Source organism: Paenibacillus sp. 37, from assembly GCF_008386395.1.
GTDB lineage: Bacteria > Bacillota > Bacilli > Paenibacillales > Paenibacillaceae > Paenibacillus > Paenibacillus amylolyticus_B.
The window spans coordinates 1300305-1324924 of sequence record NZ_CP043761.1; the positions used below are offsets into that span (position 1 = coordinate 1300305).

Annotated in this window: 23 protein-coding genes; 16 read left to right on the top strand and 7 right to left on the bottom strand. The window is 48.0% G+C overall.

From position 1 onward, the window contains the following. Nucleotides 1-6 precede the first annotated feature (6 nt). The 6 genes from F0220_RS05715 (at nucleotide 7) to F0220_RS05740 (ending at nucleotide 4198) form a co-directional block, all read left to right on the top strand. Complete coding sequence (locus F0220_RS05715) at nucleotides 7-564, top strand: STM3941 family protein (protein ID WP_105600857.1); 558 nt, start codon at nucleotides 7-9, stop codon at nucleotides 562-564. 46 nt (nucleotides 565-610) lie between these two features. Continuing rightward, nucleotides 611-1474, top strand: a complete 864-nt coding sequence (locus F0220_RS05720; RefSeq protein WP_373419833.1) for an aldo/keto reductase — start codon at nucleotides 611-613, stop codon at nucleotides 1472-1474. 224 nt (nucleotides 1475-1698) lie between these two features. Beyond that, complete coding sequence (locus tag F0220_RS05725) at nucleotides 1699-2085, top strand: GntR family transcriptional regulator (RefSeq protein WP_091015665.1); 387 nt, start codon at nucleotides 1699-1701, stop codon at nucleotides 2083-2085. Next, a complete protein-coding gene (locus tag F0220_RS05730; protein WP_091015664.1) occupies nucleotides 2078-2776 on the top strand; it encodes an ABC transporter ATP-binding protein in 699 nt (232 codons plus the stop codon). Before F0220_RS05725 ends, F0220_RS05730 begins: the two co-directional genes overlap by 8 nt. Beyond that, the gene (locus tag F0220_RS05735) at nucleotides 2773-3513 is read left to right on the top strand and encodes a hypothetical protein (protein ID WP_105600855.1); all 741 of its coding nucleotides are present in this window, start codon (nucleotides 2773-2775) and stop codon (nucleotides 3511-3513) included. The genes F0220_RS05730 and F0220_RS05735 overlap by 4 nt, the downstream gene beginning before the upstream one ends. A gap of 184 nt (nucleotides 3514-3697) precedes the next feature. Further along, a complete protein-coding gene (locus F0220_RS05740; protein ID WP_091015661.1) occupies nucleotides 3698-4198 on the top strand; it encodes an LURP-one-related/scramblase family protein in 501 nt (166 codons plus the stop codon). Nucleotides 4199-4302: 104 nt separating this feature from the next. Here the strand turns inward: F0220_RS05740 and F0220_RS05745 are convergent, their stop codons facing one another. Next, entirely contained in the window at nucleotides 4303-5187 is an 885-nt protein-coding gene (locus F0220_RS05745) for a WYL domain-containing protein (RefSeq protein WP_091015659.1), read from the bottom strand. Next, on the bottom strand, nucleotides 5135-6490 hold the full coding sequence (locus tag F0220_RS05750) for a helix-turn-helix transcriptional regulator (protein WP_091015657.1): 1356 nt from the start codon (nucleotides 6488-6490) through the stop codon (nucleotides 5135-5137). The genes F0220_RS05745 and F0220_RS05750 overlap by 53 nt, the downstream gene beginning before the upstream one ends. Nucleotides 6491-6860: 370 nt before the next feature. On the opposite strand from F0220_RS05750, the gene F0220_RS05755 reads away from it, so the two are divergent. From F0220_RS05755 to F0220_RS05770, 4 genes are all read left to right on the top strand, one after another. Next, nucleotides 6861-8354, top strand: coding sequence for a TROVE domain-containing protein (locus tag F0220_RS05755; protein ID WP_105600853.1), 1494 nt, complete (start codon nucleotides 6861-6863; stop codon nucleotides 8352-8354). Between the two features lie 26 nt (nucleotides 8355-8380). Next, nucleotides 8381-9181: a nucleotidyltransferase domain-containing protein gene (locus F0220_RS05760; RefSeq protein ID WP_091015654.1), complete on the top strand. Its 801-nt coding sequence runs from the start codon at nucleotides 8381-8383 to the stop codon at nucleotides 9179-9181. A 58-nt stretch (nucleotides 9182-9239) separates the two neighbouring features. Further along, nucleotides 9240-10724, top strand: a complete 1485-nt coding sequence (locus F0220_RS05765; RefSeq protein WP_105600852.1) for a 3' terminal RNA ribose 2'-O-methyltransferase Hen1 — start codon at nucleotides 9240-9242, stop codon at nucleotides 10722-10724. 62 nt (nucleotides 10725-10786) lie between these two features. Next, nucleotides 10787-13399: a polynucleotide kinase-phosphatase gene (locus F0220_RS05770; protein WP_181155542.1), complete on the top strand. Its 2613-nt coding sequence runs from the start codon at nucleotides 10787-10789 to the stop codon at nucleotides 13397-13399. Nucleotides 13400-13541: 142 nt separating this feature from the next. Here the strand turns inward: F0220_RS05770 and F0220_RS05775 are convergent, their stop codons facing one another. Further along, entirely contained in the window at nucleotides 13542-13934 is a 393-nt protein-coding gene (locus F0220_RS05775) for a RidA family protein (protein WP_105600850.1), read from the bottom strand. 276 nt (nucleotides 13935-14210) lie between these two features. On the opposite strand from F0220_RS05775, the gene F0220_RS05780 reads away from it, so the two are divergent. After that, nucleotides 14211-14462, top strand: coding sequence for an RNA-binding protein (locus F0220_RS05780; RefSeq protein WP_091015650.1), 252 nt, complete (start codon nucleotides 14211-14213; stop codon nucleotides 14460-14462). A 60-nt stretch (nucleotides 14463-14522) separates the two neighbouring features. Here F0220_RS05780 and F0220_RS05785 read toward each other — a convergent pair whose 3' ends face one another. Further along, the gene (locus tag F0220_RS05785; protein WP_105600849.1) at nucleotides 14523-15443 is read right to left on the bottom strand and encodes an AEC family transporter; all 921 of its coding nucleotides are present in this window, start codon (nucleotides 15441-15443) and stop codon (nucleotides 14523-14525) included. Between the two features lie 121 nt (nucleotides 15444-15564). On the opposite strand from F0220_RS05785, the gene F0220_RS05790 reads away from it, so the two are divergent. The 3 genes from F0220_RS05790 (at nucleotide 15565) to F0220_RS05800 (ending at nucleotide 18510) form a co-directional block, all read left to right on the top strand. Further along, entirely contained in the window at nucleotides 15565-16080 is a 516-nt protein-coding gene (locus F0220_RS05790; protein ID WP_105600847.1) for a mismatch-specific DNA-glycosylase, read from the top strand. Nucleotides 16081-16343: 263 nt separating this feature from the next. After that, on the top strand, nucleotides 16344-16919 hold the full coding sequence (locus F0220_RS05795) for an RNA polymerase sigma factor (RefSeq protein WP_062832928.1): 576 nt from the start codon (nucleotides 16344-16346) through the stop codon (nucleotides 16917-16919). After that, nucleotides 16897-18510, top strand: coding sequence for a hypothetical protein (locus tag F0220_RS05800; RefSeq protein ID WP_105600845.1), 1614 nt, complete (start codon nucleotides 16897-16899; stop codon nucleotides 18508-18510). Before F0220_RS05795 ends, F0220_RS05800 begins: the two co-directional genes overlap by 23 nt. A 240-nt stretch (nucleotides 18511-18750) precedes the next feature. Here F0220_RS05800 and F0220_RS05805 read toward each other — a convergent pair whose 3' ends face one another. Next, nucleotides 18751-19812, bottom strand: a complete 1062-nt coding sequence (locus tag F0220_RS05805; RefSeq protein WP_181155532.1) for a LacI family DNA-binding transcriptional regulator — start codon at nucleotides 19810-19812, stop codon at nucleotides 18751-18753. A gap of 157 nt (nucleotides 19813-19969) precedes the next feature. Here F0220_RS05805 and F0220_RS05810 point away from each other — a divergent pair, with 157 nt between their 5' ends. After that, nucleotides 19970-21289 carry a glycoside hydrolase family 125 protein gene (locus F0220_RS05810; RefSeq protein ID WP_105600842.1) on the top strand — a complete coding sequence of 440 codons (1320 nt, stop codon included), beginning with the start codon at nucleotides 19970-19972 and terminating at the stop codon, nucleotides 21287-21289. Nucleotides 21290-21596: 307 nt separating this feature from the next. Here F0220_RS05810 and F0220_RS05815 read toward each other — a convergent pair whose 3' ends face one another. Then, complete coding sequence (locus F0220_RS05815) at nucleotides 21597-22652, bottom strand: Gfo/Idh/MocA family protein (RefSeq protein WP_105600841.1); 1056 nt, start codon at nucleotides 22650-22652, stop codon at nucleotides 21597-21599. Between the two features lie 48 nt (nucleotides 22653-22700). Next, nucleotides 22701-23588 carry a sugar phosphate isomerase/epimerase family protein gene (locus tag F0220_RS05820; RefSeq protein WP_105600839.1) on the bottom strand — a complete coding sequence of 296 codons (888 nt, stop codon included), beginning with the start codon at nucleotides 23586-23588 and terminating at the stop codon, nucleotides 22701-22703. Nucleotides 23589-23717: 129 nt separating this feature from the next. Between F0220_RS05820 and F0220_RS05825 the strand changes: the two genes are divergently transcribed. Beyond that, nucleotides 23718-24614 (top strand): helix-turn-helix transcriptional regulator, encoded by an 897-nt coding sequence (locus F0220_RS05825; protein ID WP_105600837.1) that lies wholly within the window; start codon nucleotides 23718-23720, stop codon nucleotides 24612-24614. The last annotated feature ends 6 nt before the right edge of the window (nucleotides 24615-24620 follow it).

Consider the following 24620-nt stretch of genomic DNA (forward strand, 5'->3'; position numbering starts at 1 on the left):
GTCACGTTGAGCACATCCTATGAGCAGCATGTAGAATATCCAAACCGGAAACGAATGGCGTGGCTTACGGCAGGGGCGGCACTTTTTGTGGCAGCCGGATTTTTTTTGATTTTTGATCGTTCTTCAGGTACGAATGATTCCATCCTTTCGGATGTGATTGGACTTCTATCCATTTTGTTTTTTGGGCTATGTTTCTGCTACAGTCTGGTAAAGATGATTAAGAAGGAACCTTCTTTTGTAATCGATGAGGATGGGTTTGTGGATGCATCTTCTTATACCGCAGGAGGAGCCGTGGCCTGGAGAGACGTTGAGAATATTTTTATGTATGAATTAATGGGACAGAAAATGATCGGGGTCAAATTACGGGATGAGAAGGCCTTTCTGGATCGCCAGAACGGGATGAAACGCAAATTGATGACGGTCAACAGCAATATGGTCGATGCGACCATCAGCGTTGCCCAAAGTAGCCTCACAGTGCCACTGGATCAATTGTATATCATGATGATGAACCACTGGAGACATGTGAGTGATAACATGATATATGATTCGTATAACCGTCGTTAGAGAGGTCAGAATGTCCAAAAGTCTTCAGAATGGAGGAATATAGATGATGCATGGTAATCCAACACGCACGATTCTACTTCCGGATGGAACTGCCCTGCCTGCGATAGGGCAAGGCACATGGAACATGGGAGAGAAGCAATCCAGCCAAGAAGAAGAAATACGGGCACTGCGTTCCGGTATTGAACTGGGAATGACCGTGATTGATACGGCGGAGATGTATGCAGAAGGTGGGGCAGAAGTTGTTACGGGAAAGGCCATCTCGGGCCATCGTGACGAAGTTTTTCTCGTATCCAAAGTGTATCCCCATCATGCGGATCGCAAGCAGATGATTACGGCCTGTGAGCGCAGTCTTACGCGTCTTGGTACAGATCGTCTGGATTTGTATTTGCTCCACTGGCGCGGGGGAGTGCCACTCGAAGAAACGGTTCAGGCCTTGGAGCAGTTGAAGCAATCTGGTAAAATCCTTCGCTGGGGTGTATCGAATCTGGATACAAGGGATATGCAGGAGTTATGGAGTCTGCCGGAGGGGTCTCAGTGCATGGTGAATCAGGTGCTTTACCATGCAGCTTCGCGTGGTATCGAACATGATCTGCTTCCCTGGATGCGCGAACGTAGCGTTCCTGTTATGGCGTATTGTCCACTGGCACAGGGCGGCAGACTTCGAAGTGAATTGTTGGAGCATCCCGTCATTCAGGAGATTGCGCAGGATCGAGGAGTTACGACTTCGCAGATCGCATTAGCCTGGGTGATCAGGGACGGAGATGTGCTGGCGATTCCCAAAGCGGTACAGCTGAATCATGTGGCAGACAATGCAGCAGCAGTGAATATCGTTTTGACACAAGAGGAACTCGCCCGTTTGAATGAGGCATTCCCTGCACCTAAAGGCAAAGTACCTCTAGATATCGTGTAGCTGGCTCTTTTTATGGGATAAGCATATGAATAAGATAACAATACGATTAATAATGTTATGCAGAGCAGATCTTCACGATCTGCTCTTTTTTTTGTATGGATATCAATAGCGGAAGCTTGCCCTTCGATTAAGCGAATATATATTTTAACAAATGGGCTTTACAACACTATTTCACTAGTGTACTATGTAACTAACACACCAGTACAGAGAGGAGCGAGTGCTTTGTGACTATGGAATTTGATAACAACTTACCAATATATCTGCAGATTATGCAGTACATCAAGAGACAGATTGTAACCGGGACACTTCAGGCAGGTGACAAAATCCCTTCGGTTCGTGAACTAGCGGCTGAATTACAGATCAATCCCAATACAGTACAACGGACATTTCAGGAACTGGAGCGAGAAGAAGTGGTCGAAACCAAACGGGGCTTGGGCAGATATGTAACCAGTGAGGAGCGGAAGATTATGACGATCAAAAAAGAGATGGCCGGTGAATTGCTGGAACGCTTTCTGACCGGAATGCAGGAACTGGGGATTGAAGAGCAGGATATCTTATCGATCGTAGCCGATGCCGTTGCGGAAGGAAAGGGAGGAAAAACGCATGAGTAACATTCTTGAACTGAACCAGATTAACAAGACATATGGCAGTAAGAAAGCGCTCAGTAATATCACATTGGATATTGCTCCTGGCCGAATCGTAGGTTTGCTGGGTAGCAACGGCAGTGGCAAAAGTACGCTCATGAAACTGGTTGCAGGTTTGCTGCATCCGAGCAGTGGAACGATTCAAGTCACAGGTAAGCCTGTTGGGCTGGAGACGAAGTCACTGGTTTCATTTATGCCGGATCGTCCATTAACCGAGAAGTGGATGAGAGTGCGGGATGCGATTTCGTACTACCGCGATTTCTATGCTGATTTTGACGAGGAGAAGGCACGGGAGATGCTCGATTTCATGAACCTTGTCGAGAGTGATCGGGTGCGGCATCTATCCAAGGGTATGAATGAACGACTGCAACTAACACTGGCGCTATCCCGTAAGGCTCGTCTGTATCTACTGGATGAACCGATTGGCGGAGTAGATCCGGTTGCGCGTGGCAAGATTCTGGATGCGATCGTCAAATTCTATGATGAAGACAGCAGTCTGATCATTTCCACACATCTGGTGAATGATATCGAACGGATTTTTGATGAAGTGGTCTTCATTCGTGAAGGTCAGCTGGTGATGCGGGAAGAAGTGGAAACGCTCCGTCTGAAATATGGGAAAAGTGTGGATGAGATGTTCAAGGAGGTCTATGCGGAATGATGACATTATTGAAGTATGACTTTAGAAGGAACTGGAATACACTGCTGGCCGGGCTGGTTATTTTGATTATTGCGCAAGTGGCGCTTTCCCTTTTCATGTCTGAGGTCGCAGGGGTTGTGCTTGGCATTATGGGTTATGTTGGGGTAGGTGTGGCTGTTTATGTGAAAATGATCAAAACATACACGTCCAATATCCGCTCTTATAATCGCCGTCTTTTACCCGTAACGGGCCTATCCCATGTGTTGTCTCCTTTGATCTTTGGAGCTCTTTGCGGGTTGGGATTAGTTATTATATTTACGACTCATGCCTACATCTATATCTCAATAAAACTCCGAATGAACGTGGTTACCAATATTGATCTTTCGGGTCTGCATGTTTCGGATTATGTTAGTTTGTTACTGTTTATTGCTTGGGTTATGGTATTCATGACTGTCATCATCTTCCTTTCGATCTCGATTGCAGGCAGCTTCCGTTGGAGAACTGGACCATGGATCGGAATCGTTGCATTCTTGGTCCTCGTTAATCTGATTGGCTGGTTGGAGAATATAATTACGACAGGACGCTTCAGTCCAAATGAGATGTTCCGTTACACCGAAGAAAGTACAGGTATTGCAATCACAGCCAATGGCGTATTATGGTCGGACGGTATGTGGGGGAGTATTGTATTTGAAGTCATCGTAGCAGTTATCTTGGTGTGGGCTACCATTTATCTGAACAACAAAAAAGTTGAAGTCTGATGACAGGATAACTTGAACGTGATGCGGGCAACCAGGGTTGCTCGTTTTTTTTTACATCCAGTGATGATCCGATTTTTGAATCCAACCCCATTAATTGTACGTAAATATAGATATAATGTGTGTACGATGTGAGACTGGGTTAAAGAGAACGAAAGGGGATATGTAAGGGAAAGGAGAACGTATTATGGAACTATACTTCAGGGATAATTTTTTTAACGCGGGTTACACCGAGATTATGAATCCGAATCAGGAACAGGCAGGACATCTGGATTTGAAAAGTGTTTTTGGTTCTTCGCTCGATGTATCCGATAACTCGGGATTGGTCTGTAGCGGCAAATTCCGCATGTTAACCAATCGTTGGGATATCACTGCAGCCGATGGGAGACATCTGGGAGTATTGCGAGCGAGGTTTAGTTTCTTTAGCAAAAAGTATGAGTATGATGCCGGATCGCGCGGTACGTACGATGTGTCTGCTCCGGCATTCTCGCAGGAATATGATATCAGTGGAAGTGGTGGACGCATCGTGGCAAGTTTCCGTCGCACCAGCGGCTGGTTTAGTTCAGGGGCATTTGTATTGGATAACCAGTCGGACCAACTGGACACATATGAATTAATTGCAGTGGTCATGGGAGTGCATGCGATTAACAAGAGACGAAATTCAGCTGCCAGCAGTGGTGGGACCTAGTCAGGCTCATGCACAGCAAAAAGGTTTGGATGAGATCATCCAGACCTTTTTGTATACGGGTTTGTTTTTGAGCAAAGGGCTAGGGTTAACCGACTTTTACGAAATCAATGACCATCGGCTTTTGCGAGCGGTTTTTCCTCGGGTTGGCGGTGCTGAACTTCATTGGAGTATTCGGCATGTTTATCAGGCTCTTTTTCCGCATAACGGGCCAATGCCTTGGCAGCTGTTTCGGACATTCGCTCCCGCATCACTGTGTGGTCAGCAAATCGAACCCGTTTACCGAGAAAACGCATTTTGGATAAGACGTAATCCATCTCATTCCGCGGGACGGTCAGCTCGATCCGATATGTCTGCTTGGTTTCCATGTACTCGACCTGTTTCTCGAAGCAGGAGAAGGCATAGAGGATTCGGGACAGCTCCTGATTGAACTCAGGCAATACTTCGATGGTGATGGTCGTTTTACGCTTCTCTGTTATCGCAGCAATTCGGGCACTGTAGCCTGAAGCGCTATCCGGCTCAACCGGTTGGGCTTCCACGGTAACGATGCTGTGCAGCTTGGTAGACATGAGTTTGTCGAAGCGAGGCGCGTACCAGAGCACGTACCATTCTTTTTTGACCATGGAATACTCCAGTTTATACGGGAAACCAAATTCATCCTGGCTTGTGCGTCCATTGCGGACGCGGCCTGTCATTCGAAATCCCTGATGATGCAGAATGATTAGTCGTAACTGTCTGAGGAGTGGATGAGAGACACTGTTTTCCTCACTTTTGGCTTTTTCGGTCAGGTAATCCTGAAGGTTCAGGTCCTGCTCACCATTTAACATGTTGTGCATTTTATCCAACGTTACAGCGCTCAGGGCTTCTCTTGCGGCAGGGTGATTCAGCATCATGCGAAGCCAGGCCCGTTCCTGTGAGGTCCAGGTGAACAGTCCGGTTTCATTCAGTCGGGTCATCATCTGGTAATTGAACATCTTCTCGAACAGGTTCATAATATCCCGCAATCTCCTTCCATTCCTTGATCATCTCCTGGCGTAGTCTCTGAGGTGCGATGATTTCGCAGCTTGAGCCAAAACTTCGTAACCACGGTTTGATCTCGGTGGTACCGTTGACCTGGATTTCGTAGAGAAAGGTATGATCCGTTTCGGGTATGATCTTGCCCCATTGACCTTGCAGACGAACCCGATCCAGAATGAAGTTGCGCTGACCACGCTCCGGGTGGAAAAAGCGAGCTTGAACCGTCACGGTATTCCCCGTATCTACCAGCCAACTGTAGCGACTGATGTCAGTCCACTGCTGCTTCAACTCGAGCATGTATTCCTCTTCTACAGAATCCTCTTCCTCCAGTTGGGTTATGCCTTCCATGCGGAATTTCACGAAGCCGCGGCGACCCTGATATCCAATGACATACCAACGACCATACTGATGGTCATAAATCACTTCAAGGGGCACGATCCGGTTGGATCGTCCGCCTGCCTCCCGTTCAAAGCGTGGATTCGTATTCTGTGAACTGTAGCTGGATGGTTTTTTCGGTGAATAGTATAGGAACTGCACACGCTTGCGCTGACGAATCGCACTAAGCAGCGTGTAGAGATGAGCTTCGTCCAGGATACGAGAATAATAGTGATACTTATAGATATAGGGTTCGGTCGCTTCTTCTTGAGGAAAACTTGCCGTAATGGCTTTCTTCAGACTATCCCGCAACAAGTAACCTTGGACAGAAGGAACCTGGGTGTTCGCCATCATATCCACAAAATCATACAACTCCAGCTGTTCCTCCACTGTTAATTCGGTAAGGACATCCTGTTGCAAGGCATATCGATACGGTCTGCCACCAGGCTCTTTTCGTATAACCCCAACCTCTTCCAAATACTTCAGGTCGGAGCGAATGGTTTTCTCGTCAGGTAACGCCAGATCTTCCGGCAGATCAGCACAGCAGGCGTCAAGTAATTCCATTGCGGTCAGGGCTGTATCCTGTAGGGTATGCAAAAGGACAGAAAGGCGCTGAACTTCAGTCTCTTTCATCGACTTGGCGCGGAAGAGGAAGAGCAGCATGGGCTCTGCAGATTCTCCGTACTGGAAACGAACGAGGTCAGCTATTTCCCGACTTGCTTCGGCACCTGAACGTTGATCAGCGACGGTCTGCATGATTTCTTTTAACCGACGATTGGTTTTATCAAAGGTATGTACGGATATGCCAAGCCGTTCGGCGTACTGTTTGCGGTTATACGCACCGCTTGTTAGGGATAACATGCGTAAGAACTGAATTTCTTTGTCAAAACTCTCTCTTGCCATGAACATTCACTCCTTGTTATCCCTTCATTGTAGCAGGAAGAGTGGCGGGTTTCATTTAAACTTGTGAAGATTGACTCAATTTCAGAAAATGATTCGTCGCCATACTTTCGCCATGTTCGCGTGCAGATGTGTGAGGCATAATGAGGATGTGAAGCGGGGCAGCAACAAGCACTGTGGATCAAGGTTCCGAGGCGCCAGGGAGGGTTACTTCGACTGTTAATCGACCAGGTCGTTGGTTCGAATCCAATCGCCGCCGTTCATGGCGGTGTAGCTCAGCGGTAGAGCGGGTATTATACCTTCCCACCTTTTTCCTCGGAACATTTTATTATTAAAGTACAGCCATTAGACTCACACCAGGAGGTCATGAGTGATGAGCAGAGCGAAACAATTATTTAATCAACCTCAGCCAACGACACGTAATCATGGGGGCTACGGAGCCTATGAGCGATTGGTGGAGGAACAATATATACAGATGTTGATGACCAATACATTGAACAATACGTTCTATACCGATACCCAGCAACTGATGGACGACGCGATGGTCAGTCATCAGGAGATGGCTGAGGTGGATGTAGGGTTTATGGCGAGGGCTCTGGTCTATGCTCGTAATGAAGGTTTGATGCGGTTACAGCCTTTATATGGTCTGGCACTATTGTCCAAAGCGGATGTGGATCAGTTTGCCAAGGTGTTCTCCCAAGTGGTACAGACACCGGCTGATCTGGCTGATTTTCTGACTATTCTGAGAGGATTGGGGCGGGGGCAGGGCGGCCGAGCGGTGAAGCGTCAGGTGAGTCTCTTTTTGAACGGGATCAGCGAATACTGGGCGATCAAATACAACGGACACGGGCGAGGATACAGTCTGGGGGATATGATCGCTACAGCACACCCCAAGCCGATTGATATGAAGCAGCAAGCCTTGTTTCGTTATTTGCGCGGGCATGAGGTGGATCTTACGGAACTGCCGCAGTTGCAAGCGCTGGAAGAACTGAAAGCTACGCCCAACCCCGCAAGCCGGATGCATCTGATCGAGAAAGGTAAACTGCCGTATTCGGTGGTCACATCGATCATGCAGCCGACACGTACGGTATGGGAGGCGTTGATGTCCCAGATGCCAGCCTTTGCATTGTTGCGCCATCTGAATGCAATGGATCGAGCGGGAGTTTTTGAAAAATCGAAAAATATCGATTACGTAACAGGTCGTTTAACGGATGCAGAAGCCCTGCGTAAGTCGCGCATATTGCCATTCCGTTTCGCCAGTGCGTATGAAATGATTGCGAGGGAAGAGCTGCGGGATGCTTTGCGACAAGCGGTAGAGCTATCCATTGGCAACCTGCCAACGCTGCCGGGAAGAACGGCTATTTTCCTGGATCGTTCCGGTTCCATGCAAGGGGATTATTTACGGATTGGTTCGGTGCTGGCACTGGCGCTTTACAAACAAACAAGAGGTAACGCACTGTTCTGGTTATTCGACCATATGGTTGAGGATGCTCGTCCCAAGATGGATGAGAGCATCCTTTCCCAAGCTCACCGGATTCGCGCACAAGGTGGAACAGACACGGGGCGGCCTGTACGCGAGCTTCGGGATATCGGAGAGAAAGTGGATCAGATCATGATGATCACCGATGAACAGCAGAATGAAGGCAGCCCGTTATATGCCGAGCTTGAGCGATATCGCCGGATGATGAATCCGGAGTTGAAAGCATTTATTGTGGATATAGCACCTTATCGGCAGGCAATGGTACCGCCACGGGATGGCAAAACCTTTTACATCTACGGTTGGAGTGAAACGGTATTGACGTATATTGCCGAGACTGTGGCCGGATATGATACACTTGCGAACCGGGTGAGAGCGATGGAGATTTAATTGTGGGGATTTGGAGGCGGCTGACTATGACCTACGTTCATGAAGAAATGAGAGATACGATTAGACAACAACTGAAGCAGATTGAACAGGAGGAGCAGGTACGGATCATCTATGCGTGTGAATCGGGCAGTCGAGCGTGGGGATTTCCTTCCCAGGACAGCGATTATGATGTGCGTTTTCTGTATGTAAGACCACTGGAATGGTACTTGTCGATTGAGGATAAGAGGGATGTGATCGAACGTCCAATAAGTGATCAGCTCGATATCAATGGTTGGGATCTGCGCAAGGCGTTGAAGCTGTTTCGCAAATCAAATCCGCCACTCTTGGAGTGGCTGCAATCCCCGATTCAGTATGATGAAGAGTATGGCGTGGCACAGCATATCCGTGCACTGTCGCCTTTGACCTTCTCGCCCAAGTCCTGCATGTATCATTATCTGAATATGGCAAAGGGGAACTTCCGCGATTATTTACAAGGTGAGCAGGTGAAGATCAAAAAGTATTTCTATGTTCTACGTCCATTGCTCGCTTGTGGCTGGATTGAACGTTATGATGCGATGCCACCGATGGCATTTGAAGAGCTGGTGCAAGAACTTGTACCTGCGACTACACCGCTGTATACGGAGATTCATGAATTGCTGCGCCGGAAAAAGGCGGGCGAGGAACTGGATCTGGAGCCGCAGTTGCCAGCAATACAGGCTTTCTTAGCCGAGAAGATGGAGCATTTTGAACGACTGGCTGGCCAGATGGAGAATGAGCAGATTATTCAATTTGAAGAATTGGACCGGATTTTCCGTTTGGCATTGCAAGAGGTGTGGGGGAACAATTAGGGCTTGATAACAACGGAAATCATAAAAGAGAATTAATTGAATAAAAGGAGGAGAACGGATGCATTTGATCTTGAAAGCAAGCGGCGCTGACGCGGGGATTGTATCCCATTTGTTAGCGAAGAACCCGCTGAATATATATGACCGCGTAGACAAAGGCGTACGTGTAAGAATGGTGTACACCACCGCTACAGAGAACGAAACGGAAGTGCTGATTCATGCCGAGCCTGATCCTGTGGATCTGGTCAGAGGCACACCTGATGGATATGACATTACGCAATATATCAATGATCGTGAGTTCGTGACCAGCAGCCTGTTCTGCTCCTACATACGTGGGGCGTTAGGAACGGCCCTGAATGGCAAGCCCAAGGAAGGCTATGTGCAATGGGTAGGTCACTCTTTCGAATTGGAACTGACCTTTGGACCGGTGGCATCCGACCTGCCGGATCGGGTTGTGGAGGAATTATTCTCGCCATTGGGATACGCAGTTTCGATGGAACGTGGAGAGCTGTCTTATTCCTTTGATCTGAAAAATAAAAGCACAGTTCGCCATATCACCTTGCGTGGTCGTAACACGGTACAACATGCATTGCGTCAGCTTTTTCTGCTGATTCCAGTGCTGGATAATTACAAACACTATTTCATCAGTGAAGATGAGATCGATAAAATCAAACGTTACGGTGAAGGGTGGCTGGATGCTCATCCACTGAAAGAGCTCATTGTGAAGCGTACGCTTCGTTTTGCCGAATTGATCCGGCAGTATGAGCGACAAGAGGGTGCCTTGTCTGCGTCTCTTGGACAGGAGAGAGAAACAGGTCACACCTCAGACACGGTTATTCAGGAGAATAACGTGGGACATCAGGAAGACAGAGAACAAGATCAACGTGAGTCCGAGTCCGTTAGCAATGGCGTACAATCAGAAACTCCTGTGCGGTTAAACGAGTTGCGTTATCGAGCGATTACGGATGTGGTGTCAGCGTTGCCAGTCAAACGAAGCATTGTGGATATGGGAGCGGGTGAGGGCAAGCTGTCCGCTCGTTTGGCGTTCGTTCCCGGTGTGGAATCGATTCTGGCCGTTGAACCTTCCGGTCAGTCGCGGCTCCGGGCCATGGAGCGCTTCGCGAAGCTGGAGGGTCGTTCTGGAGTGGTGGCTATGCCGGAGCCGATCATCGGTTCACTTTTTTATTTTGACGAGCAGATGCAAAACCAGGACGTCATGATCCTGTGCGAAGTGATTGAGCATATTGAGGAATACCGTCTGAACAGAATTATGGATACAATCATGAACGAATATCAGCCAGAAGTGCTGCTAGTTACTACGCCAAACAAGGAATATAACGAAGTGTACGCAATGGAGCAGGAAAGCTTCCGTCACCATGACCACCGTTTTGAGTGGACCCGTGCGGAGCTGGCTATCCGGTGTGAGGAATGGACGCAACAGGGGAGCTATGGCTACGAGATTAAGGGCATTGGTGAGAATGCAGAAGGCTATGGACAACCTACCCAACTGGTCATTTTTGAGCGGAGAAAGGAGAGTCAATCATGAGGAGAAAAATGAGACCAAACGAAATCTCGGATGAAGGCAGAGAACGTCAGGATCGGAAAAGTGTGACGGAGGAAAGACAGCGTGAGATTCGTCTACCCCACGCAGGCATTGTCGTTCTCGTCGGCCCATCCAACAGTGGCAAAAGTACGTTGCTGGATCGTCTCGTTGAAGAAAGCGTCATTCGGCGCACGGAAGCCGTCTCGTCCGATCAATTCCGCATGCTGGTTGGAGATGATGAGTATGTGGATTGGAAACACCGTCCCCGCAGTGAAGCGGATGTGATCTATGCCGAGTATCAGCAAGTATCGGCCAAAGCCTTTGAAGCGATGGAGGCGATGCTCGCAACCCGCTGTCGTCTGAACAAGCTGACCTGGGTGGATGCGACACATCTGTATCCAGAGGATCGGGAGCGACTGATTCAGGTGGCAAGAAAGGCTCATGTGCCTGTGATTGCTGTTGTGCTGGATATTCCGGAAAAAGAACTGCTGGAACGTGATGCCCAGCGGGAGTATCCGCGTGGACGTCAACGGGTGAAACAACAGGTGCAGCAGTTCAAGCGCACATTACGCTCGATCCGTGAGGATGGCTTTGATGCCAGTTATGTGCTGAAGCAGCCGGATGAGATTACGTTTGTCCGCACATCCAATCCGCTGGTGACTGACATGGGTACAGGTATAGATATCATCGGAGATATTCACGGCTGTTACGAAGAAATGATGGAATTAATCGTGCGTCTCGGTTATGTGGACGAGGATGAAAGTGGCTTGTACCGTCATCCTGAAGGACGAAAATTGGTTTCAGTCGGTGACGTAACGAGCCGTGGGCCAGAATCATTAAAATGTCTGTTGTTCTGGCAACGTCATTGTGCCGCCGAGCTAGCCTACATGATTGACAGTAATCACGGCTGGAAGATTGCACGTTATCTGGATGGTCGTGATGTTACGCTGAATCATGGTGACGAACGGGTAGAGATGGAGTTGCGACAGTTTGAGCAGGAGCACGGTCAGGAGACGGCGAAGCGAGTACGTGCGGAGCTTAGGTCATTTCTGCTTGAAGCACCATCTCATCTGGTGTTTTCCCGGGACGGGGTAAGACAAGTCGTTGTTGCACACGCAGGGATTCGAGATCATTTTATCGGCAAACAGTCCAAACGCATTCAGGATTACTGCCGATATGGCGATGTGGATGGGATGGATGAGCAAGGTCGGCCGGTGCGCAAGGATTGGTACGTGGATCACAATTCGGGTGAATGCATTGTTTGGGGACATGATCCTCGTCCATATCCTACAATTGTGAATGATACAGTCAATATTGATCAAGGTGTCGTTTTTGGTGGCATGCTCACTGCTTGGCGAATGCCAGAACGTGAGGCAGTCAGTGTTCCGGCGAAGCAGGATTATGCGGGAGATCCGGATAGTCCATTAAAGCGCTGGGAACAGCGGCGTTTTGCTCCGCCTAACATACGTAAGTTCAAGGAGGGTTTCACGGTTCAGACAGCATCCAAACTGGATGTGTCTGTGCACGGTGAGATGGCGAAGACGGCAATTGATACGTTTTCCCATTATACTGTACCGCTGGAAGAACTGCTCTACATCCCGCCTACGATGAGTCCGCCGCCGGGTGTATGTTCTGTGGAGGGATACCTGGAGCATCCACAGGATGCATTTCAGTATTATCGCTCTCAGGGAGTTACCCGTATGGTTGCCGAGAAGAAACACATGGGCAGCCGGGCCATTATACTTCTTTTCCGTGATGAGCAAGCTGCGGTGCAACGAGTGGGCCGACCCATGCTGGGGAACATCGTGACAAGGACGGGACGATCCTTTTTTGATCCTTCGACAGAGCAGAGTGTGCTCTCGAAGTTACATGCGGACTTGACCGCAGATGGTTATTTTGATCGTCATCAGACGGAATTTGTACTGCTCGATGCCGAGATTGTTCCTTGGAATCTAAAAGCGCGTGAGCTGATTGCTTCACAATATGCACACGTTGCCGAAGCCTCCATGATGGATCGCTCTACGGTGCTGGACAAACTGCGTGAAGCTGAAGCAGCAGGTCGGAATGTAGATGAGTGGTTGCAGGAGACAGCAGGAAAACTTGCTAATGCCGAGACGTTCCGCGATGTATTCCAGAAATACTGCTGGGATGTGGAGGATATCGGGGACATTCGAATTGCACCGTTCCACACACTAGCACATAGCACGGGAGCATTTTTGGAGCAAACACATGAATGGCACATGGAACAAAACCGTGAGTTCGCTCGCATGTCGACCATGATGATGGAGACAGAATATCGCGTAATTGCAAATGAGGCGGATGAAGCGGATGTTATTCGTTGGTGGAATGAGATTACAGCGGAAGGACACGAAGGTATTGTCATCAAACCTGAAACGTTCCGCGCCTGGAATAACAACAAAATGATTCAGCCTGCGATTAAAGTACGAGGACGTGCATATTTGCACATCATCTATGGGATGGATTACCTGGCACCTGAGAATTTATCCCGACTTCGTAAACGCAAAACGTCCAAAAAAGAACGTCACGCCTTAATGGAGAGTGCTTTGGGTATGGAGGGGATTGAGCGCTTTATACGCAGAGAGCCGGTGGAACGAATTCACGAATGCGTGCTGGCGACGTTATCGCTGGAGTCGGAGCGAGTAGACCCACGTTTGTAACTGTTAAAGTAAAAGAATAAGAAATAAAGATGAAGCTGGTTCGGAGTTAATCCAAACCGGCTTCATGTGCGTATAAACTTCGTTAAAGTGAAACCTCATCAGGCCATTTTACTTGGCGCTGCAACTTTTGACATGACTTGGATCAGTTGGTATGAGCAACGGCGCGAATCTCAATCAGTTGGTGAGGGAAGGCGAGTCCGGATGTGCCAACCATCGTGACAGCCGGACGATGCGTACCGATGTACTCTTTGTACACGGCAACACATGGCTCAAGATGCTCCTGAGGATGAACCAAAAAAATCTCCAGTTCAGCAATGTTCAACTTGGTCACGTTAAATCCTGCGAGCACGCGATCCAAGTTATCCAGTGTCTGGCGAACCTGCGCTTCAATATCATCGACACCAATAAAGGCTCCCTGCATATCATGCGAAAATTGTCCTGCAATGTAGATTGTACCGTTAACACTGTATCCCTGAGCAACGCTAAATGCGTCTTCCCACGGGACACCGTGGCTATATATTTGAGCTGTAGACATATATTTCTCTCCTTTGGGGATTCAAGATAAGGTTAGTATAAACGGAGAAAAACGATTTGGGCAGTACGCACTTTCATGACAGTGACTATCCATTAGGATAGTGTGAACGCAGCGTTTGTAAGCCTAACGACTCATTCCAGAGAATCTTTATATCAGGATATTTAATTTAGGTATAACTAACTTAAGTCCTATATCCTTCCACTAGAATCTGGGTAATAATTATAGTAGGCAAGTGATTAATGGAATCTCATAACGTAACGATAGGGGGTAACCTGTATGGCATCTGTGATTCTGCTGGTGAAACAGACGGAGGACGATGAGAAGGTTATTTATCGCTTCGGACCGAATGAGCGAAAGATGGGGCTCATTGAGATGAATAAGATCAAGGAAAGTGTGAGGGAACTGGAACCTGTCCAGGTGGATGGGGTAAGTCCGAGTTTTTTCTTTAACCGAGCCGCGCAGCGACTGGTACGATGTTTATTCAGGGAAGGCGGCAAGTTCCCTGAACGAACGACGTTTGAAACATAGTTTCAGCAACACAAAATAAGTCCACAACCCTGCTCATGGGTCATGGACTTATTTTTCATTTCAGAACGTTTTGGCAAAAGAGATCAGTGCTGTAATTGTAATAATGTTCAAGAGCGTAGAGATCAGCACTGTCTGGGCTGCAAAATCGGGTTCGTTATCGTATTCTTCCGCCAGGATGGATGCGTTGACACCTGTCGGCATACCCGAAGCGATGATGAGTGCTTGTGCAGCGATGCCTTCCAGTCCAAGCATTAGCACAATTGAAATCCCGATAGCCGGGCCAATCAGAAGTCGCAAAAATGTGCTAATATACACATCAAGACGGTATAGTTGAATTGGATATTTTACAATCTGTGCTCCGAGTGTCAGAAGCGCCACGGCAACCATACTTTGCTGCGCATAGGTCAGCGGCATGGACAGGAACGTAGGCAAGGGAACTTTCCACATGTGGAACAGAATCCCTAACAAGAGCGCATACGGAACAGGCATTTTAAGAAATCCAATAATTACTGCCCGGTAATTACCTTTAAGCTTCGCGCCCTGAATGGACAACACGCCATAGGTGAATGTCAGTAATGCCTGCAAAGACATGACCAGCGCCTGAATGGAAGAGGCGAGTGGATCGCCGCGGAATACCAGTGCATTGATAGGCAGTCCATAGTTGCCTGCGTTATCCAGCATAATACTGTTGTTGAAGGCAGCCTTCATGCCTTTATTCATCCGGAGAGAACGGGAAACGACTGAACCTATAATATAGAGAATCAATACATAGATTGCGTAAAATAATGTCACAGTCCCGAGCAATTCGCCCGACATATCCGAGTGATACATGCTCATAAAGACGGCTGCGGGGGTAATACAATAGAAATTGATTTTGGCGAGGGTGTACAAGTCCAGCTTGAACACCTTTTGCATCCAGGATCCGACGGCGATCAGGAGAAAAACGGGTAGGACGACTTCAAGCATGATGTCTGCAATCATTAGTTCAGCTTCCTTTTTCATGAAAATTTCAATCTGATTTCGAAAATACTTTGCTTATTATATCATTTTATACACAACGGAATGTGGGAATAGGCTAAAAAAGATCAGGAGGTGTTGCATTATGATTCCAGATCATCTGGATGTTGGTTTATCGATATTGTTTATTGGCTTCAATCCGAGCATTACGTCTGGTGAGACGGGTCATCATTATGCTTACAAAGGTAACCGGTTCTGGCGCATTCTTGAACGGTCGGGATTAACTCCGCGTTTATACGATGCACAAGAGGATGGAGAGTTGCTGAAGCTGGGGTACGGATTCACGAATATCGTGGCTCGGCCCACCAGAGGAATGGAAGATATTACGAAGGAAGAGTACGCAGAAGGACGCCAGATTTTGCGGCAAAAGCTGGAGGAATACCGACCGGACATTGCTTGTTTTGTCGGAAAAGGAGTGTACACCCAGTACAGCAAGCGTACCAAAGTGCAATGGGGATTTCAGGACGACCCGGTCGTCAAGGAAATTCAGGAGTTCGTCGCTCCGTCGTCCAGTGGACTCGTGCGCATGTCGATGGATGAGATTGTAGCGATCTATTCACAGCTTGCTGATTTTGTTGCGGAGAAGAATGGAGAAGATTAAGAGACAAGTAAGACAGGAGAGACAACAGGTAGTAGAAAGTGGCTACGATGGAATGTGTGATTCGGGTTGCCATAAAGTTCACCACAAAACTTGTAGAGAATGTGCAGCGGTGAATCACAGAATGTTGGTACACAGAGTTCACCCAGTCGATTTTGTCGATGAGGGCGAATTCTTTTTTTTTGGATAAAGTGAGAGGTTTCGGGAACGGCTTCCGTCTATATAGTACAGAACCATGCATGGAAGCTGTAGAGAAGGGGGATTACATGACTCAACAGATACCGGAGGAGGAGCTTATTCAGCGCATTGTTGCAGGGGATAAGCAGTTGTTCTCCGTGCTAGTGGATAGATATAAAAATAAAGTCTACGGCATCATGCGCGGAATGGGCGCGAGTCATCCGGATGCACAGGATCTCGCTCAGGATACGTTTATTCGCATCTATCGTTATCTCCCGTCGCGGCGGGAGGGAAGCAGTTTCTCGTCGTGGGTGTACACCATTGCGGTGAATCGGATGCGGGATTTTATACGGGAAAAGAAACCCGTCATGTCTCCGGTCGATCAAGGGATCGAACCTGTCAGTAATGAAACACCGGAGAAACGTGTGCTGCATAAAGAGATGCAACGTGAAATATACCGACAGCTCGAACAGTTACCTGAATCGTATCGCCTGGTGTTATTACTGAAGTACACAAACGAGTTGAGCTATGAAGAGATTGCAGACATTACAGGCATGAGTTCAACCAAAGTGCGCAACGCCCTTTATCGCGGGAAAAAAACGCTGAGGAAGCAAATGGAACGCAAAGGAGGTTTAGCTACGTATGAAGCCTATTTCAAAGGATGAGGATCGGTTGTGGGAGGAGCACTTGTATCGTGAGGAGCCGGACGCAGATTTTACGCTTAAGGTCATGCAGAAGCTGGATGGCGTGTCCATGGAAAGTGGAGAAGATGAGCATCCATTCGTGAAAAAATCCATGAGAACGCATTGGATGCGCCGGACGGGAATCGCCGCAGCAGCAGTTGTGATACTTGCCGGAGGGGCCTGGTTTGCTTTTGATCGAACAGCAGAGCCAGCACAACCCGCGGTAAATGCTGTGGATCGTCTGCCATTGCCTAACATACCTGTGCCTGAAGCATTGAAATATTCCTATTTTGCGGATGATTACAAACGTCTTAAACCTCTTGGACTTGTGGTTAATCCGGATATCAATATCAATGACCAGGGCTACACGCTTAAAATTGAAGACGTGCTTGTAGACCGATCTCATATGGTAATGACCATGCAACAAACAACACCTGATGGATTAGGGTTATCACGGTCACTGTCTGCGATGGGGAGAATTCATGTTACGGATGAAGAGGGACGACAGATTGCCACTCTTGCAAGAGATACCAGAACTAAGGGTTCCGTAACTGAACGATTGTTATTCCAGTTTGATGATGAAATTCCGGATCAAGTGGTCGTACGGGGTGAACTGCGTAATTTAAATGTGGGCAGATATTATGATTACGAGAAGAAATCCTACGAAGATAGAGATGTTACGGTGGATTGGAGCTTCCAATTCAATATCGATATGACCAAAGCCAAATCATTGGCTGTTGAAAATTCTATGGATAACACATATACGACGCCAGAAGGACTAAAGCTTGATATGACACAGCTTGTACGCACGCCAAACGGAACCCGGCTTGACCTAAATGTGAGTCTGGATGATAAGCTTCGTGCCAAAGTTGATGAGGATTGGGCGAGTTATATGGGCATCATCTACCATCTTGAAATTCCTGAAACAAATGAATACCGAATTTTCAATGGAATAAGACCAGATGCCCGTCAAGCCAAGTTTCGACTCCAAGATCTGAGTGACTTAGGAAGTGGTGGGCCGTTGAAGCTGACAGAGACATGGGACCCTGCGTTGGTAACGGTAGATGCAAAGAACATTCGCTTTGTTCTGGATGGTTATACCCTCCCGGTGAAGGAAGAGAAATCAGTGGAAGTTGATCTGAATAAGATGCATAAGGACACGAATTTTTATACTTTTGTACATTTTGAACAGCTTGGAGATGGAATAATTTTTGATGATTTTGAGTACGAATCAATGATGGAATCGTATGATCCTCCGAAGGTTGATGTAATGAGAGGGCATTCACTAGTTCTAAAGGGAAGAGGGACGTTCCGAAATGCTTTCATGGGTGATCGCTGGGTTGCAGTAGATTCGGATGGAAAAGAGTATCCTGTTGAAGTGAACGGTTATCCGGATCAGCCTAACAATAACGGTGAATACGTTGAAGATGATCTGCAGTTGAAGATTCGTGGCTTTAACGAAGAAAAGGGTACAAAATTCACTTTGAAAAGAACCGTAGTCAATAGAGAGTATCGTGATGTGAATTGGGAAGTGGATCTTCCATCGTACGATAGCCTGCCTTGGCTGAAATAACCACTAGTACAATTCTTAGACATGAAGTATATGAAGCTTTGAATGGATATGTAAGGATGGGTGGATGGATCGGCAAATTTAAGTGTGAATGTAAAAGAGAAATATAAGCATACAAGCCTAATATACGAAAGAGGCCCTGCATAATGGTATGCGGGGCCTCTTTTTTATGCACCAGATTTACGGGGAAAGCAAGTGCCTAACAAATTCATCTTCAGAAAAGAGCGGTTACCTTTTACGGAATTATGCCGATTCCCTTGGAATCAAGGTGGTCGATAACATCACTGTCTCTTTAGGTGTCCCCGGGCGTTCGATCCGACGTTGTAAAGCTTCAACGGCACGTTGTCCGAGTTCCTCTTTGCACAGATTAACCGTTGTCAGGGGCGGGGAGGAAGTAACCGCAGAGTGTACATTGTCGATACCGATGACAAGGCAATCTTTAGGCGTGGAGATGCCCATCTCCTGTAATTTGTGCATCCACTGCAAGGCAATATCATCATTAACACCAATCCAGGCATCGGGACGTTCGTCTTCTGGCATGTTTTGAATGTCAGTGGCTAACTGGTTAACCCATTCCCCGTTCTCATACGGAATATTCCATTCTCTGAAGCTGGTCGTATGACTGGTATCCACATGGAAATGGTTCAAGGCCAACTCAATCCCGATCTTCCGCTGCGCGAAGCTTGCGGCACGACCATCATCTGTGATAAGGCCAATCCGTTGACAATTCATCGACATCAAATATCTCGCCACCGTGATACCTGCTTCCAGATTATCATGGCTGATTGTATCACAATTCAACAATGGCTCCTGATGATCTACGAGAATAATAGGTCGACCCGTCTGAGATAGTCTTTGCAGTACCGTATGAGGAAAAGCGCCCATGACAATAATCCCTGCACAATGTTCCCAGTCCAAATGAGGTGCAATAGCTTTTTCGGGAGAGGTGTTCTCGTCCGTCACTCCGAGTGAGGGAGATACAATGGCATGATGCCAACCACGCTCATTACAGGCGGAGATCATACCTGACAGAACACGTTGCCAGTAGTGGGGTTCACCGCGGTTGAGCTGATTCATGCAAATGAGAACAAACGGGGGATCGGACGGATCTACATGGTTTGCAGCAGCAGGGCTATTGCTAGTACCTGGAGTACTTTGGCGATATCCCAAAGCCCGAGCGAGTTCCAGTACCCGTGCGCGTGTCGCTTCACTGACACCCGTCTTGCCACTGAGTGCGCGGGAGACGGCATATTTGGATAATCCGAGCTGGTCAGCCAGCGTCTGAATGGATACTTTGCGTGACATATCATTACTCCTTCGTATGTAAGCGAACTGCATAATTCCATTGAGATGACCTCTAAGAATTGACGATCCTCTTCGGACACAGTACACTTACAAATAATAATGTTATTATAAATTATCATAACAAAAATAACAATAGAGTTATAAGGAGACGACATCCATGGAACAGTTCAGATTACCGAAAATCCCTATGCCACAACTGGAATTGCCACAAGCTGTGCAGGATATTCTGACTGAGGCGGACGAGCGTTTGCAACATCGACCGAGATTGCTGGCTCAGTTTCGAAATTGTTTTCCGAATACACTGGAAACGACCACGAAGCTACTGGAGGATGGGACAACCTTTGTGATTACAGGGGATATTCCCGCCATGTGGTTAAGGGATTCCGTAGAGCAGGTCATGCATTATGTTCCGCTTGCGAAGGATGATGAGAAGTTGCAGCGTATTATCGGAGGCCTGATCAAACGGCATACGTTTTACGCTGATATGGATATCTATGCCAATGCGTTCAATGAAACAGCGAATGGATGGCATTGGGATGCCAATGATGAGACGGAGATGTCACCCTGGGTGTGGGAACGGAAGTTTGAATTGGATTCCCTCTGTTTCTCCATGAAGCTGGCTTATACATATTGGCGGGAGACGGAACTTACGGATATATTCGATGAGCGATTCAAGAAAGTGATGGAGAATATCGTACAACTATGGGAGACGGAGCAGCATCACGCAGAGCAATCACCTTACCGGTTCATGCGGCGCAATTGTCCTGCCCATGATACGCTGCGTAATGAAGGATTGGGTATGCCGGTGAATTATACGGGGATGATCTGGTCCGGATTTCGTCCGAGTGATGATGCCTGTGATTTTCATTATAATATTCCGGCGAACATGTTCGCTGCGGTAACCTTGCGCCAGATGGGGGAGATCGCGAAGTGGGTGTTCCGGGATGAGCAGCTGGTGAGTCAAATGGCTCGTTTGGAAGAAGAGATACGACATGGCATTTCCCTGTACGGTACTTACCGTCATCCAGAGTATGGACAGATATATGCCTATGAGACGGACGGTTACGGCAACTTTTGTCTGATGGATGATGCGGGCACGCCTGGGCTGATGTCCATCCCGTATATGGAGTTTTCTTCGATTGAAGACAAGGTGTATCAGAACACACGTCGATTTATTCTGAGTAAGGAAAATCCGTTCTACTATGAAGGGAAGGTAGCCAAAGGGATCGGTAGCCCGCACACCCCGCCGGGATACATCTGGCACATGGCGTTATCCATGCAGGGTCTGACCGCAGACAATGATGAGGAAATGCTGGCCATGATTGAATTGCTGGAGAACACGGATGCGGATACGGGATATATGCATGAAGGCTTCCACGCCGATGATCCCAGCACGTTCACTAGACCATGGTTTGCTTGGTCCAATAGCCTCTTCTCACAACTGGTGTACAAGGCAATGAAAAAAGGAATTCTATAAAAGATACATGATAAAAAAAGAGTTCTTACTGCTCTTGAAGTGGCCGTTCCGGTTACGAATCGTTCTTTTGATCGCTGTTATCCCCGGATTTCCTGATCGACTTTTGTAAAGTCGAAATCCGGTGATAAAGGCGAACACTTCGTTTCTTCAGAATCGATTTCGTTCCCTGCACTACTTTTACTATCGAGCGCGACTGTTTTTTGAACGACATCATTTTTAGAATAGGAGAGTGGGTAAAAAAACAACAAAGCCCAAACTGCTGAAATTTGCAGTTTGGGCTTTGTTTAATTGATGTACACAGGCTTTTCTATGTGTTTTTCAGTAGATCGGCGATGAAGACTTTTTGGCCTGTGCGGGCGCTTTCCAGGGAAGCGAGGACCATGGCCATGCTGAACTGGTTATCACTGCAATCGGTCTCAGGTAATCGTCCGGATTCCAGTGCGGCGAACATGTCTTCGAGACAGCCGTGATGACCTGTTTTGTCCATGACAGGCAGTTCCGCTTCAATCCGCTCGCTTGGCTGGAAAAAGGATGGTTTGCCGTCAGCATCCAGGCTTTGCGCAGTAACCACCTCAGCATAGATGTCATCATGACCATCCCAGATGGCGGTACCTTTTTCACCGATTACGCGCCAGCTTGCTTCCCATGATGTGGGTACACCCTCTGCGCACCAGGACCCGCGATAGTTGAAAACGGACCCGTCAGACATCTCAAATATACATAACGCCATCGCATTGCCCTGATACCAGGAACCTGGAGGGTTGAACTCATGGCAGTACACCGATACCGGGTTGGCTCCGAGAATATACCGTGCCTGATCAAACGTATGTATTGCCATATCGAGCAGCAGCGGGCTATCCATCAGATCACGGAATCCGCCAAAGTGTGGCCCGAGGAAGAAGTCAGCCCCTGCGTAACCTACCTGCCCTATAGCTCCGCCGGAAATGAGGTGCTGGTAGGCGCGGATACGCGGATCGAAACGGCGGTTCTGCATGACGGCTTGAATGTGTCCTGTACTGCGAGCGGTTTGCACAATATCTGTGCAGTCGGAGAAGGACTCTGCCAGTGGTTTTTCGCCAAATACATGACATCCTTCCTTCAGCGCTGTCATGGCAATGCCGTAATGACTCGCCGGAATCGTGACATCGAATACGATATTAGCACCAGTCGCTTGAATGGCTTCACGGATATCGGTGAACGTAGGGCAGGTGAGCCCATGTCTTGCAGCAAAAGCAAGGGCTGTCTGTTCATACAGATCGACCAGTCCCACGATTTCTGTATCTGGCCTTTGCAAAGCATAATCCGCCCACGTGTTTGCCATGGCACCGCAGCCGGCGATAATTACCCGATAAGGATGAGTCAAGTTCTCATCTCCTTCGCATGGATTGTGTTATACAGCTCGCATGGTTTCCTATACCGGATTGGGCACAAAATCGCCTCCGCGGCATTGTTTCAAATATCGCAATGCATGCACCTGTCCGGTCATTTCAAGTTCGTCTTTGTAGACGGGATCATGCCAGCCTTCAATATCAATCGTGCCCTGATAACCGTTCTGACGCAGAATGGTGATAATGTCTGCCCAGTTGTTATCCCCGAAGCCCGGGGTGCGGTGCCAGACAAATTCCCGTGGACCGTGTACGCCGTATTCCTTGACAATGTCCCAGGCAATCGTGGCATCTTTACCATGTACGTGGAAGACTTTGTGAGCCCATTTGCGCAGCTGTGGAATCGGATCGATCAGGCTGGACATTTGATGGCAAGGCTCCCACTCCAGGCCTACATTTTCATCCGGAACAGCATCAAACATCATCTCCCAGGCCGTTGGATTATGGGCAATGTTCCAGTCGCCTGTCTGCCAGGTTCCTCCCATATCACAGTTTTCAAAAGCAATCCGTACACCCCGGTCTGCTGCCCGGCGTGCCAGTTCACCAAATACTTCCTTGAACCGGGGGATGGACTCGTTAATGGGTTGATCGGTTAATCGTCCGGTGAACCCGGAGACGATATCTGCACCAAAAAGCTGTGCATGATCGATAACCCGCTCCCAGCTTGCCAGTGTATCGGCGTTGTCTCCGGCTCCGGTGAGCGGGTTACCAAATACACTCACCGCGGAGATGACAATACCTTGTTCGTCCACGATTTCACGGACACGTTTGGCTGTTTCCTTCAGGTCCAGATCGCCAGTTGTTTGCCAGAAGGTCAGGTTAAATGATTCGAAGCCGTGTTGCATGATCTGCGGGATAACGCGGACGGCGTCCTGCCCGCCTACAAGGGTACCGATGCGTAATGATTTATTCATGGTTGTATTTCACTCCAATATTGGCTTATAGTACTTCGTGACACATTCATTATAGCCGTGGATTAAAGGGATGGCTCTAAACAATCTTGTGTAATAATAGTCGGATCTTGTGAAGAGGGGGAAGAAGTCGTGCTGGATCTGAAAGCGCTTCACGAAAATACCCGAATTGACCATAAATCACATCCATTTCAGCTGTTCCAAAATCGGTGTTCAGATATGAAAGCGGAAGAATGTATTCTGTATTTGCATTGGCATGAACATTTTGAGTTGATTATCATGCGCAAGGGCAGTGCGCTGTTTCATATTGATAGCAAACCTTATGTGGTTCGCGCAGGTGAGGTCATCATCATTCCTGGAGGTACATTGCATGTCGGATATGCTCTGGATGACGGGGATGTGCATTATGATTCCGTTGTGGTCAACCGTGCACTGTTCCATGATTTCACTCATGATCCTGTGCATGAGCAATATGTCGCGCCGTATTTGGAAGGAAGGGTGAGGTTTCCGGTCAAACCGGCAGAGGAAAACAAAGCCTGCACAGGCTATTATTCTTTGCTGAATGAAGCTGTGGAGGAAATGGCGTTACAGCCCCCGGCTTATCAGCTGGTAGTGAAGTCCAAACTGCATGCTTTGTTCACCCTGCTTGCGCGAACCTTTATGCCACAGCAGTTGCCGGATCGATCGGTGGGATCGTATTTTCCCAATCGCGAACGTTTCAAACAGTTGATTGCACAGATTGAAGCGGACCCCACAGGTAAGATGTCTGTTACGGAAGCGGCAAGCCACGTGGGACTGAATGCGTATCACTTCTGCAAAATGTTCAAAAAGCTGACCGGACGTACCTTTGTTGAATACGTGAACGGGTGCAGAATGAGTGAGGCAGAGCAACTGCTGCAAGGCAGTAGTCTGACCATTACAGAGATCGCCGCCAGAGTCGGCTGTGACAACGCCAACTATTTTACGAAACTGTATAAGCAATACAAGGGGATGACTCCCTCCCAGTGGCGGTTGAAGAAAGAAGGTTGAGTCACA